Source organism: Spirillospora sp. CA-108201, from assembly GCF_050936235.1.
Classification (GTDB): Bacteria; Actinomycetota; Actinomycetes; order Streptosporangiales; family Streptosporangiaceae; genus Spirillospora.
The window spans coordinates 658,111-670,905 of the sequence record NZ_JBNJNE010000001.1 but is presented as its reverse complement, the minus strand read 5'-3'; the positions used below and the strand labels follow the sequence as shown (position 1 = coordinate 670,905).

The 12,795-nt window shown below is 73.5% G+C and carries 11 protein-coding genes; 9 read left to right on the top strand and 2 right to left on the bottom strand.

Annotated features, from left to right (window positions below; translation table 11 throughout):
* Nucleotides 1-32: 32 nt before the first annotated feature.
* Nucleotides 33-680: a TetR/AcrR family transcriptional regulator gene (locus tag ACQEU6_RS03255; protein ID WP_499329080.1), complete on the bottom strand. Its 648-nt coding sequence runs from the start codon at nucleotides 678-680 to the stop codon at nucleotides 33-35.
* Nucleotides 681-722: 42 nt separating this feature from the next.
* Complete coding sequence (locus tag ACQEU6_RS03250) at nucleotides 723-1,874, bottom strand: Rieske 2Fe-2S domain-containing protein (protein ID WP_499329079.1); 1,152 nt, start codon at nucleotides 1,872-1,874, stop codon at nucleotides 723-725.
* A gap of 101 nt (nucleotides 1,875-1,975) precedes the next feature.
* Here ACQEU6_RS03250 and ACQEU6_RS03245 point away from each other — a divergent pair, with 101 nt between their 5' ends.
* The 9 genes from ACQEU6_RS03245 to ACQEU6_RS03205 all read left to right on the top strand — a co-directional run bounded on the left by ACQEU6_RS03245 (nucleotide 1,976) and on the right by ACQEU6_RS03205 (nucleotide 12,795).
* Entirely contained in the window at nucleotides 1,976-2,923 is a 948-nt protein-coding gene (locus tag ACQEU6_RS03245; RefSeq protein ID WP_499329078.1) for a PDR/VanB family oxidoreductase, read from the top strand.
* A 162-nt stretch (nucleotides 2,924-3,085) separates the two neighbouring features.
* Nucleotides 3,086-3,976: an alpha/beta fold hydrolase gene (locus ACQEU6_RS03240; RefSeq protein ID WP_499329077.1), complete on the top strand. Its 891-nt coding sequence runs from the start codon at nucleotides 3,086-3,088 to the stop codon at nucleotides 3,974-3,976.
* A complete protein-coding gene (locus ACQEU6_RS03235) occupies nucleotides 3,964-4,092 on the top strand; it encodes a hypothetical protein (RefSeq protein WP_499329076.1) in 129 nt (42 codons plus the stop codon). Before ACQEU6_RS03240 ends, ACQEU6_RS03235 begins: the two co-directional genes overlap by 13 nt.
* Nucleotides 4,089-5,585: a sugar ABC transporter ATP-binding protein gene (locus ACQEU6_RS03230; protein ID WP_499329075.1), complete on the top strand. Its 1,497-nt coding sequence runs from the start codon at nucleotides 4,089-4,091 to the stop codon at nucleotides 5,583-5,585. Before ACQEU6_RS03235 ends, ACQEU6_RS03230 begins: the two co-directional genes overlap by 4 nt.
* On the top strand, nucleotides 5,582-6,589 hold the full coding sequence (locus ACQEU6_RS03225; protein WP_499329074.1) for an ABC transporter permease: 1,008 nt from the start codon (nucleotides 5,582-5,584) through the stop codon (nucleotides 6,587-6,589). The genes ACQEU6_RS03230 and ACQEU6_RS03225 overlap by 4 nt, the downstream gene beginning before the upstream one ends.
* A gap of 49 nt (nucleotides 6,590-6,638) precedes the next feature.
* Nucleotides 6,639-7,598 (top strand): substrate-binding domain-containing protein, encoded by a 960-nt coding sequence (locus ACQEU6_RS03220; RefSeq protein WP_499329073.1) that lies wholly within the window; start codon nucleotides 6,639-6,641, stop codon nucleotides 7,596-7,598.
* A 39-nt stretch (nucleotides 7,599-7,637) separates the two neighbouring features.
* A complete protein-coding gene (locus ACQEU6_RS03215) occupies nucleotides 7,638-8,117 on the top strand; it encodes a (2Fe-2S)-binding protein (protein WP_499329072.1) in 480 nt (159 codons plus the stop codon).
* Nucleotides 8,114-11,476, top strand: a complete 3,363-nt coding sequence (locus ACQEU6_RS03210) for a molybdopterin cofactor-binding domain-containing protein (RefSeq protein WP_499329071.1) — start codon at nucleotides 8,114-8,116, stop codon at nucleotides 11,474-11,476. The genes ACQEU6_RS03215 and ACQEU6_RS03210 overlap by 4 nt, the downstream gene beginning before the upstream one ends.
* Nucleotides 11,473-12,795 carry a M20 family metallopeptidase gene (locus tag ACQEU6_RS03205; RefSeq protein WP_499329070.1) on the top strand — a complete coding sequence of 441 codons (1,323 nt, stop codon included), beginning with the start codon at nucleotides 11,473-11,475 and terminating at the stop codon, nucleotides 12,793-12,795. Before ACQEU6_RS03210 ends, ACQEU6_RS03205 begins: the two co-directional genes overlap by 4 nt.

Genomic DNA, 12,795 nt, shown 5'->3' with positions numbered 1-12,795 from the left:
GGCCGCGGCGGGGGCGGCTCCCGGCGGGGGCGTCAGTTCGCGGCGGCCGCCAGCCCCTCGGCTATCAGGTGGAGGCCGAACTCGAACTGCTCCGAGGACGCGAGCATCGGAAGCTCCGGGGCGAGCCTCACCGTGCTGGGGAACCGGTCGGCGGGGAGGCCGGCGTAGAAGTGGCGGCGCTGGCGGCGGGCCTCCGGGTCGTCGCCCCAGGTGCGGGGGGTCTGGTAGCCGGAGAAGCCGAGCGCGTAGGTGATGAGGACGCCGTAGGCGCGGCTGGCGTCCTCTCCCTTGAGCCCCGCCGACTCCAGGCGGTCGAGGACGGCCTCCATGGCGCCGTCCAGGGCGTCGATGCTGTCGGTGACGCGGGTGGAGAGCAGCCGGACGACGCAGGGGTGGGCGAGCATCATCGCGCGGAAGGCCCGCCCGCATCCCACGAGGAGGTCGACGGGGTCGTCCGTCTCGGCGGGAGGGACCTCCATCCCGCCGAGGACGTGATCGGCCATCGCGTCGAAGATCTCTTCCTTGTTGCGGAAGTAGCTGTACAGGGTCATCGCGCCGACGCCGAGTTCGCCGGCGAGGCGCCGGACGGTCAGCGTGTCCAGGCTCTCGGAGTCACCGATGCGCACGGCGGTCTCGACGATGCGCTCGCGGGTGAGCGTCCGCGCGTCCCTCTTGGCCATGCCGCTCCGTGTCTCGTCGGTGTCCCCGAGCGAGGGTAGCGCCTATCGCTTGTGCGGCTGGACGTTCGGAGCGCTCTGCTCGACCAGGCGCCGCCACGCGGTCAGCGACAGGTCGGGCCGGTAGAGCTTCTCCGGCGGAGCGTCCATCACGTCGACCATCCAGGCGTCCTGCGCGGTGAACTGGCCGTGGAACAGCCAGCGGACGGCGGCGAGGTACTTGAGCTTGAAGAGGCCGGCGCGGGCACCGGTCTCGAAGCGCACCATGAGCTGGACGTACCGGACGTTGTCCGCGTCCACGGGGACGTACCACTCGTAGTGGATGAACTGCGGGTAGGCGACGCGGAGGATGCCCGGCATCCGGATCGAGACGAAGCCGGGCAGGTCGAGGCCCTTGATGACCGGATTGGCCTTCTGGGCCTTGCCGGGGGCGTCGGGCAGCGGCATGCGCTTCCACCAGCGCTTGTTGGTCCACAGGCCGAGGCCGGGCATGCGGGCCTCCCAGTGCACCTCGTCCTGGACGCGGACGAGCCATTCGCCGCGTTCGACGACGCGGGTCTTGTTCCACGCGGGCATGACCTTGAACAGCCGCCACAGCGCCGTGTTGTGCAGGTACTTGGCGTGGCCCTCGTCGAACCCGTTCTCGGCGGCGAACCGCCAGTTGCCCTTGCGGACGTCGGTGCGGCCCCCGATGACCAGCGCGTTGTGGCGCAGTTCCTCGGGCAGGTCGTCGTCCAGCGGATGGGGGTCGCCGTCGCCGATGTAGACCCAGACCAGGCCGAAGCGCTGCCGGACGGGGTAGGTGCGGACCTGGACGCGGCCCTTGATGGGCGAGTCCGGGCCGTCGGTGAGGACGCCGCAGAGCTTGCCGTCCTTCAGGTCGTAGGTCCACCCGTGGTAGGGGCAGGAGACCGTGCCGGGGAACTGGCGCCGCCCCAGGGACAGGGGCACGCCGCGATGGGGGCACCGGTCGTGCAGGGCGTGGATCTCCTCGCCCTCGCGGACGAGGGCGATGTTCTCGCCGAGCAGGGTGACGGCGACGGGCTTCCTGCCGACCTGCTCGGTCCACAGGACGGGGTACCAGTGGTCGCGGAACCCGAGGACGGCGCTCTCGTAGGTCGGCCAGGACGACCAGTCCTGGCCGGGCTGGCGCCGCTCGGGCCGGGAGCGGCCCGGGGACGTGGCGTTGGTGGTCAACGGTACCTCCTTTAACAATGTTACGTACTTTGTACGGCGAGTTCTGCCCTGTCAACCCCGCCCCTTGACGGGTGTGCAAAGTACCGTACATAGTACGCGCCATGGTGGAGAACGAACGCGAGCTGATCGTCCGCTCGATGACCTGGGAGGCGGACGGGGTCCTGTCGGTCACGCTGACCGCCCCCGGCGGCGCGCCGTTGCCGCCGTGGGAGCCGGGAGCCCATCTGGAGCTCGACCTCGGAAAATGGGTCCGCCAGTACTCGCTGTGCGGAGCGCCCGGCGGGACCGGCGCCTACCGGATCGCCGTCCTGTACGAGCCCGGCGGACGGGGCGGCTCGGCCTACGTGCACGAGGAGTTGCGGCCCGGCCGCACGGTGCGGGTGCGCGGTCCGCGCAACCGGTTCCCCCTGGGGGACGCGCAGCGCTACCTGTTCCTGGCGGGCGGCATCGGGATCACGCCGCTGCTCCCGATGATCGCTCAGGTGGCGGGCCGCGGCGCCTCCTGGCGCCTGGTCTACGGGGGGCGGAGCCGGAACTCGATGGCGTTCCTGCCCGAACTCGCCCGGTACGGGGACGCCGTGACGATCGTTCCCGAGGACAGCGACGGCCGTCCGGACCTCGACGCGCTGCTCGGCGCGCCCGAGCCGGGCACGGCGGTCTACTGCTGCGGGCCCGAGGGCCTGATCGCGGCGGTGGAGCGGCGGTGCGAGGCGTGGCCGGACGGGAGCCTGCACGTCGAGCGGTTCGCCGCGGCGCGCGACCAGGTGCTGGACGGCGAGGACGCCGCCTTCGAGGTGGAGTGCGCGCGGTCCGGGGTGACCGTCGAGGTCGGCGCCTACGAGACGGTGATGGACGCGCTGGAGCAGGCCGGCGTCCAGATCCCGAACGCGTGCCGCGAGGGCATCTGCGGAAGCTGCGAAACGCCCGTCCTGGCGGGTGTCGCGGACCATCGCGACGGCCTGCTGACCGATGCGGAGCGGGAGGCCGGGGCGACGATGATGCCGTGCGTCTCGCGCTGCCTCTCGGACCGGCTGGTGCTGGATCTCTGAGACGCGGTCCGCGTCCGGGCATTGACTCAGGACCTAAGTAGTGTACATAGTACGCATCACTCGTTATTCGTGGCCTCAGCTCGACTTTCTCGGAGCGCGGCCCTGCTCGAAAGGCCGCTCGGAGCCTCCGCCCCGGAGGCCGGGAGAACCGGAGAACACTCCATGACCGCATCGATCGCCGGAACCCGGCACACCGTGCTCGGCGCCGCGCTGCGGGTCCGCACGACCGGCGAGGGCGCGCCCACCGTCCTGCTGCACGGCGGCGGCCCCGGCTGCTCCGCCTGGACCGACTTCGCCGCCCTCGTGCCGGAGCTGCCCGGCCGCCGGCTCGTCCTGGTGGACCTGCCGCAGTACGGCGACTCGGAGGCGCCCCGGGCCGACCGGCCGCTGTTCTCCTTCCACGCGCGGTACGTCATGGCCCTCCTGGACGACCTGGGGATCCGGCGCGCCGACTTCGTCTGCCAGTCGCTCGGCGGGGCGGTCGCGCTGCTGATCGCGGCACGCCGCCCGGACCGCGTCGGCCGCATCGTCCTCACCGGCAGCCGCCCCGCCGACCTCGGCGGCGCTCCCGGAGCGAGCGGAGCGGAGATCCGCGCGGCCTACTACGGCGGGGAGGGGCCGACGCCGGACAAGATGCGCGACCTCATCAGTGATTACGAGTGGAACGATCCCGCAATGATTCCGGAGAAAACTGTCGCCGAAAGGTTCCGTAACAGCGTCTCCAAGACCGCTCTTACACTTGGAACGGATGCCGACGCGCGCGGCCGGCCCGAGGATCTCGGTCCGCTGCTGCCGGAGGTGGCCGCCCCCGTCCTGCTGCTGTGGGGCGCCGCCGACCCGTTCGCGGACGCCGGCTACGCGGCCCGCCTGGCCGCGGCGCTGCCCGCCGCCGCCCTGGAGGTGCTGCCGGACACCGCGCACCACCCCCAGGAGGAGCGGCCCCGCGACTACGCCCGGCTCGCCCGGGACTTCCTGCTCGCCCCCCGCCCCGCCGACTCCCGCCCCACCGACCCCCGGCTCGCACCTGTGGAGGCCACCCGATGCGAATCCTGATCATCCTTGCCGTCCTGCCGGCGGCCGTCCTCGGCTTCCCGCCGGTGCGGCGCCGCGTCCTCGCCGCGTTCGTCCGCGGCACCGGAACGGCGGTGCGGACGGAGCCCGCCTCGTGACGGCGCCGGCCGTCGCCGCGCACGGCGTCACCAAGCGGTTCGGCCCCTTCACCGCGCTGGACGGGGTGGACCTCGACCTCATGGCCGGGGAGGTCCACGGGCTGATCGGATCCAACGGCGCCGGCAAGTCCACCCTCATCAAGGTCCTGTGCGGCGCGTACGCGCCGGACGGCGGGCGCCTGGAGGTCGAGGGCCGCCGGGTCGGCAACGCGACGCCCGCGCAGGCGGAACGCGCGGGCATCACCGTCGTCCACCAGGAGACGCAGCTGTTCCCCGAGCTGACGGTCGCCGACAACATCGTCGTGGCCGCCCCGAACCGGCGCGGCGGGCTGCTGCGGGACCGCCGCGCCGACCACGCCGAGGCGGCGGAGCTGCTCGGCACGCTCGGCGTCGACCTCGAACCGGGGCGCCGGGCGGGCGCCCTGGACCTCGCCGAGAAGAAGCTGCTGCAGGTGGCGCGGGCGCTGCGCGCACGGCCGAAGCTGCTGATCCTGGACGAGCCCACGGCGGCGCTCGAACCGCGGCAGTCCAGGCTCATCACCGAGCTGGTGCGGCGGCTCGCCGGCGACGGCCTCGCGGTCCTGTTCGTCAGCCACGACCTCGACGAGGTCCGCCTGCTCTGCGACCGGATCACGGCGCTGCGGGACGGCCGGATCGTCGCCCGCCTCGGCCGCGGCGAGGCCACCCCGCACGGGCTGGTCGAGCTGGTCGCGGGCCGGACCCTCGCCAACGCGCCGGACCGCGAGCCGCACGAGCCCGGCGACGTCCTCGTGCACGCGGACCTGCCGGGCGCGCCCGAGCTGGACCTGCGGCATCGCGAGGTCGTCACGATGACCGGCCTCCTCGGCTCCGGCGCGGGCCGCTTCGCGCGCACCCTCGCCGGGGCGGGCCGGCCGCCCGGGCGCGAGCGCGCCGAGGTCACGGTCGGCGGGCGGCGGGTCAGGCCGCTCGACCGCGTCGCGGCCGCCGCCGCCGCGATCGGGTTCGTGCCCGAGGAGCGCAAGCGCGACGGCGTGCAGCCGCTGCTCAGCATCGAGCGGAACATCGCGCTCGGCGACGTGCGGGCGTTCAGCCGGTTCGGCGCCCTGGACCGGCGCAGAATGCGCGCCACGGCGCTCCGGCTGATCGCGGACCTCGACGTCCGCCCGGCCGACCCGGCCTTCCCCGCCGGGCTGCTCTCCGGCGGCAACCAGCAGAAGGTCCTCATCGCGCGGTGGCTCGCGGCGGGCGCCCGGGTCCTGGTCGTGGAGGAGCCCACGCACGGCATCGACATCGGGGCGAAGGAGCACGTGCTGCGCCAGCTCCGCGCGTTCGCCGACGAGCGCGGCTGCGTCGTGGTCGTGGCGCTGGAGAGCGAGGAGTTCCGCTCCATCACCGACCGCTACCTGGCGTTCCGGCGGGGACGCCTGGTCGCCGAACTCACGGCCGACGTCACGCACGCCGAACTGATGACGGCGTGCCTCGGCGAACACCCGGAAGGTCTTGCCTCATGAAGAGAACCGCCCCCGCGCTGGAGGACGCGTTCGTCCCGCTGCTGCTGGTCGTCCTCGCCGTCGTCCTGACGTTCTCGACGGACTCGTTCCTCAGCAGCGGCAACATCCTCAACGTCCTCAGCTCGATGGCGATCCTCGCGATCGTCGCGTTCGGGCAGACCTTCGTCATCGCCGGCGGCGGGTTCGACCTGTCGGTCGGCGCGCAGGTCGCGCTGCACGGCGCGGTCGGCGCGATCGTCATGCGGGAGACGCAGAGCATCGCGCTCGGCCTCGCCGCGGCGGTGCTGTCGGGCATCGTGTTCGGGCTGCTCAACGGGCTGCTCGTGATCGCGCTCAAGGTCCACCCGTTCATGATCACGCTGGGCACGTCGGTGATCGGGGTGGGCGTCACGCTCATCCTCACCCACGCCGAGTCGGTCGGCGGGCTGCCCGCGAGCATCGCCGGGTTCGGCGTCGGGCGCCCGCTGGGCGTCCCGTGGATCGTCTGGCTGATGATCGTCTGCTTCGCCGTCTCGGCGTTCCTGCTGAGCGTCAGCCCGTTCGGGCTGCGCGTGCTGTCCAGCGGCGGCAACCGGGAGGCGGCACGGCTCGCGGGCCTGCGCGTCGAGCGGACGATCGTCGCCACCTTCGTGCTCGCCGGGGCGTTCGCGGCCGTGGCGGGCATGGCGACGACCGCCCGGCTGCAGTCGGCGCAGCCGACCGTCGGCGAGGGACTCGAACTGTTCTCGGTCGCCGCGGTCGTGCTCGGCGGCAGCGCCCTGCACGGCGGGCGGGCCGCGATGTGGCGGACCCTGCTCGGCGTCCTGGTCATCTCCGTGATCCAGAACGGCCTCAACCTCAACGGCGTCGGCGACGCCTGGCAGGAGGTCGCGGTCGGGATCGTGTTCATCCTCGCGATGTCGGCCGAGTTGCTGCGCCGGTTCTCCCGCCTGCGCACCGGGAGAAAGGAGGCACCGCCGCGTTCGAGCGTCGCGGACGCCCCGGCCGAGGCCACCGTCACCTGACCGCGCCCTGCCCCCCGCCTTCACCGAAACCCGCAAGAGGAGACCCACCATGCGCATGACCCGACTTCGCGGGATCACCGCGGCGGCGCTGTGTGCCGGCCTGGCCGCCACCGGCTGCACCGGCTCGGACGCGTCCGAGAAGGGCGGGAAGACCATCGGCGTGAGCTTCGCCGCCCCCAGGATCGCCCTGTACGCCGGGATCCAGAAGGGCATCCAGGCGGAGGCCAAGAAGCTCGGCGTCAAGGTGGTCTTCACCGACGCCGGCGGCGACCCGCTGAAGCAGGCCAACGACATCAACGACCTCATCGCGAAGGGCGTGGACGGCATCCTCGTCTCCGCGATCGACGCCAAGGCCGTGGTCGCGCCGCTCAACGCGGCGAAGGCCGCGCACATCCCGGTCATGACCGTCGCCCGCGACGTCGAGGACAAGGCCGGCCGCGCGTCCTACATCGGCAACGACTGGGGCAGGTCCGGTACCCAGATCGCCCAGTGGACCTGCAAGAACGTCGGCAAGGGCAAGATCATCATGATCAAGGGGCCGTCCGCGGCGCCCTACGTCCAGGAGATGACGAAGGCCTACAAGGCCGTCGTCGGCTCGGCGGACTGCCCCGGCATGTCGGTCGCCCACGAGGTCAACGTCTCCGCCCTCACCTCCGAGGAGGGGCTCAAGGCCGCCAAGGCGTCGCTGTCGGCGGTCCCGGACGCCAAGGTCGTCTACGCCAACCTCGACGACTTCCTCACCGGGGTCGTGCAGGCGATCAACGAGGCGGGGAAGACCGGCCAGATCACCGTGACGGGCTTCGACGGCATCCCCTCCACGCTCGCGATGGTGCGCGACGGGCGGGTCGGCTACGAGATCGCGCTCCAGCCGAAGAAGTGGGGCGCCACGGCGCTCCAGACGATGGTCGGCAAGCTCGACGGGAAGGACACCCCCAGCGTGGTCAACATCGAGACCCGGCCGTTCGACAAGACCGACTCGGGCGATCTCACCGAGGCCGACCTGGAGTAGCACCCGTCCCGTCCGCACCTCCTCCGTCAGGGGTCCTTCATGAACATCACCGTCAACGGGGAGACCGGCGACGCCGCCGCGCCTCCCGGGACCGTCCTCGCCACCGTCCTGCGGGACCGGTTCGGAGCGACGTCCGTCAAGCTCGCGTGCGAGCGCGGCGAGTGCGGCGCCTGCACCGTGCTCGTCGCCGGGCGCCCCCGGCTGTCCTGCGTGACGCCCGTCGAACTGGTCGACGGCGAGGTCACGACGGCGGAGGGCCTCGCGGAGGAGTCCGCGGACCTGCGCGCGGCGTTCGCCGACCTGGGCGCGTTCCAGTGCGGCTTCTGCACGCCCGGCCAGGTCGTCCACGCCACCGCCCTGCTCCGCGCCGGCCTCCCCGCCGACACGGAGCGGGCGCGGGCCCGGGTGCGGGCGGAACTGTCCGGCAACATCTGCCGGTGCACCGGCTACGCGGCGATCGTCGAGGCGGTGTGCGCGACGTCCCGCGCCCGGGCGGAGGCACGGGGGGAGTCGCGATGACCGAACGGATCGGGCGCAGCGTCCGGCCGCTGGACTGGCAGGACCGGTCCCTCGGGCGCGTCCCCTACGTCAACGACCTCACCGGGCCGCCGCACCTGCACGCCGCGGTGCTGCGCTCCCCCGTCCCCCACGGCCGGATCACCCGTCTGGACGCCGCCCGCGCGCTGCGGATGCCGGGGGTGCGCGGCGTCATCACCGCCGACGACTTCCCGGCCGGCATCACCTACCTGCACCGCGGCGGGCACATGTCCGACCGGCCGCCCCTCGCGGCGGGCGTGGTGCGCTACGTCGGGCAGGAGATCGCGGCCGTCGCGGCCGACACCCCGGAACAGGCCAGGGCGGCGGTCGCCGCGATCCGGCTGCGCATCCGGCCGCTCCGGGCGCCGCTCACCATCGCCGAGGCCCTCGCGCCGCGTTCCCGCGCGCTCCACGAGCGCCCGTCCGAACGCAACGTCGCGATCCGCTGGAACAGCGTGTGGGGCGACCCGGACGCCGGGATCGCGGCCTCGGACGTGATGGTCGAGGGCGACTTCGTCTACCCGAGCGTCGCGCACGCCTGCATGGAGCCCAACGTCACGCTCGCCCGGTGGGACGCCGACCGCGAGGTGATGGAGCTGTGGACCTCCACGCACGCGCCCTACTTCGTCGCCAAGGAGGTCTCGCACCTGCTGGGGCTGGAGCACCGGCAGGTGGTCTGCCGCGAGGTCGCCACCGGCGGGAGCTTCGGCTCCAAGTCGAAGGCGTCCGAGCACGAGATCCTCGCCGCGGCGCTGGCCCGCAGGACCGGGACCCCCGTGCTGATCTCGCTGACGCGGGAGGAGGAGTTCGCCTCCAACAAGCCCCGGCACCGCTTCGAGACGCGGCTGCGCACCTACGCCGACGCGGACGGGAACCTGCGGGCGTTCGAGACCGAGCTGAACGTCGACAACGGCGCCTACTCCCACATGGGCTCGTCGGTGATGCGCGTCGGCGTCATCGCCCTGGGGTCGGTGTACCGGGCGGACGGCGTCCGGTACGACGCGCGGCTCGTCGACACCGCCACGCAGCCCGGCGGGCAGTACCGCGGCTACGGGACGCCGCAGGTCGCGCTCGCCATGGAGTCCCAGCTCGACGAGATCGCCGAGCGGCTCGGGATGGACCCCATCGACCTGCGGGTCCGCAACGCCGTCGAGCCGGGCACCGAGACGCTGTGCGGGTACCGCCTCACGACGGCGCGGCTCGTCGACTGCCTGGAGACCGTCCGCCGGGAGCTGGACTGGGACGCCAAGCGGGCCGCGCGGACCTACGGCCGCGGCGTCGGCGTGTCCGGCGCGGCACACGGGTCGGGCGCCTACGCCTATCCGCTGGCGAACATCAGCGAGGCGGGCGTGGACGTCGACGGCGAGGGTCGCGTGCGCGTCCGGTTCGGCGGGTCGGACGCGGGCACCGGCCAGAAGACGATCCTCGCGCAGATCGCCGCGGAGGAGCTCGGCGTCGCCCCCGAGGACGTCGACGTGCTGTCGATGGACGGCGAGCTGACGCCGCTGGACCTCGGCGCCTGGTCCTCGCGCGCCACGCACATGTCGGGGACGGCCACGGGCCAGGCCGCCCGGGAGATGGCCCGCCGGCTGCGCGAGCTGGCGGCCGACAAGCTCGGCTGCGCCCCCGGAGACGTCGAGCTGCGCGACGGCGCGGCCCGCCACGACGGCGGCGCGATCGGCTTCGGCGACCTGGCCGGCGCGCACGGCGGCCTCAGCCTGGAGTCCCGCTACGAGCTGGAGGGGACCGAGACGATCACGCCCGGCGAGGACAGGGCCAACCTGTCGCCCACCTACTCCTTCGCCGCGCACGGGGCCGAGGTCGAGGTCGACGTCCGGACCGGCGAGGTCACCGTGCTCGACTACGTCGCCGCGCACGACGTCGGGCGGGCCATCAACCCCGTCATGGTCGAGGGCCAGATCATCGGCGGGGCCGTGCACGGGATCGGCGCCGCGCTCGGCGAGGAGCTGATCCGCACCGAGGGGCGCGTCGTCAACCCCGCCTACATCAACTATGCGCTGCCGCGCGCCGCCGACGTCCCGCGGGTCCGGCCGTTCATCGTCGAGGGGCACGACGACGCGGGGCCGTACGGCGCCAAGAGCGTCGGCGAGATCCCGATCGTCCCGCCGGGCGCGGCGATCGCGAACGCCGTCCACGACGCGGTCGGCGTCCGCATCCGCGACCTGCCGATCACCCCGGACAAGGTGCTGCGGGCGCTGGCGGAGAAGGAGGGCCGGGTCCGCGACCACCGGCTGCGGCGGCGCCCGTCGCGCTGGTGGATCGCGCTGATGCGGGCCGGTTACCCGCGCGGCGTCCACGCGCTGCTGCACCGCTGGGGGACGCGCTTCGGCCGGCAGGGCCGGTACCCGGACCTGGCGCCGCCCGTCCCGGACATCGCCGAGATCGTCCGTCCGGAGAGCCTGGCGGAGGCGGGCGCCGCGCTGCGGGAGGGGACCGCGATCGGCGGGGGCACCGACGTGCTGCTCCAGCGCCGGCAGCGGCTGGCCGCGCCGGAACGCCTCGTCTCCACCGCGCTGCTTCCGGGCCTGCGCGACATCACCGAGGAACCGGACGGGACCGCGGTCATCGGCGCGGCCGTCACCCTGGCCGAGCTGTCCGCCCGGTTCGCCGAGTCGATCCCGGCGCTGGCGGAGGCCGCCGACTCCATCGCGTCGCCGCAGGTCAGGAACGCGGCGACGGTCGCGGGGAACCTGCTCCAGGCCAAGCGCTGCTGGTTCTTCCGCAACGGGTTCCCCTGCTACAAGCGCAACGGCGCCTCCAGCCCCTGCTACGCGATCCTCGGCGACCACCGCTTCTACCACGCGGCCGTCGACGGGCACCGCTGCCAGGCGGTCACGCCGTCCGACCTGGCGACGGTGCTGGCGGCACTGGACGCCGCCGTCGAGTTGTCGGACGGGCGCCGCATCCCCATCGGCGAGCTCTACACGGGTCCTGGGGAGACGGCCCTGAAGCAGACGGACCTGGTCGTCGCCGTCCGGATCCCCGAACCGGGCCGGCCCTGCGTGTTCGAGAAGCTCGCGCTCTGGCAGGGCGACTTCGCGGTGGTGTCCGTCGCCGCGTCCAGCCGGTCGGCCGAGCGGTGGGACGACTGCCGGATCGTGTTCGGCGCACTGGCCCCGACGCCGTGGCGTCCCGCCGGCGCCGAGCGCGCCCTCGACGGAAGGCCGTTCTCCCCCGCCGCGCTCCGCGACGCCGTGGACGCCGAGCTCACCAGGCACGGGCACCCCCTGCCCGGCAACGCCTGGAAGCTCGACGCCGCCGCCGGACTCGCCGAACGCGCCGCCGAACGACTCACCCACGACAAGGAGGAATCCGTATGACGGCGCTGGACGACGCACGTCTGGCCCTGCTGCGGGACGCCGAGAGGCTCATCGACCCCGAGCGCCTCGCCGAGCTCATCACCGGCATGACCGGCATCCCGAGCCCCACCGGCGAGGAGGGCGAACTGGCCCGCTGGGCGGTCTCCACCCTCGCCGCCTCCGGGATCGACGCCGCCTACCAGCCGATCGACGACGCCCAGGGCAACGCCGTCGCCCGGCTCCACGGCGACGGGACGGGCCCCGACCTCCTCCTCTACGCCCCGATCGACACGCTGACGACGGGAGACCCCGAGGAGGACCTGCCCCGGGTCGGCACGACGCTGCGCTACGACATGCTCCCGGAACCGGTCCGGGAGGGCGACTACGTCATCGGCCTCGGCGCGAGCAACCCGAAGGGGCACGCGGCGTGCCTCGTCGCCGCGCTCGAGATCCTGCACCGGGCCGGCACGCCGCTGCGCGGCGACGTCGTCCTCGGGCTGGGCGCGGGCGGGATGCCGACGAACAAGCGCACCGCCCCCCACGTCCGCCGGTACAACGCGGGCCAGGGCAACGGCGCCTCGTTCATGCTGGAGCAGGGCGTCTGGGCCGACTACGCGCTGATCGCCAAGCCCGGATGGGCCGTCTCGTGGGACGAGGTGGGCCTGTGCTGGTTCGAGGTCACCGTCGGCGGCACCTACTCCTACGCGGGCAGCCGCCACCGCATCGACTACCGCAACGCGATCCTCGGCGCCGGCGCCGTCGCCGCGGCGCTGGAGGAGTGGTTCGCCGAGTACACCGCCCGGCACACGTCCGGGACGGTCGCCCCGCAGGGCAACATCGGCGCGATCGAGGGCGGTTTCATGCGGATGCCGGCCGTCTCCCCCGCCTCGTGCAGGTTCGTCCTGGACCTGCGCACGTCACCGGCGTCCACGCCGATGAGCGTCAAGCGCGAGTTCGGCCGCGCCATCGCGCGGATCGCCGCCGCGCACCCGCGGCTGGAGATCGGCTGGGACATGACCCTCGCGATCCCCGGGACGGCCACCGACCCCGGCTCGTGGATCGTCCGCGCGTCGATCGAGGCGTGGGAGGCCGAGGAGGGGCGGGCGCACGAGCCGATCCTCGGCAACAGCGGCGCCACCGACGCCAACATCCTGCGGGGCCGCGGCCTGCCCACGGCGCGGATCGGCATGGCCAGGGCGGGCGCGGGGGCGCCGCTGCCCGTCGACTTCCCCATGGGGATGAACGTGGTCGACCTCAGGGAGATGCACCGCCTCACCCGCCACGTGATGCGCACCACGATCAACACCTGCACCCGGACAACGGCGGACGTGGGCCTGTGA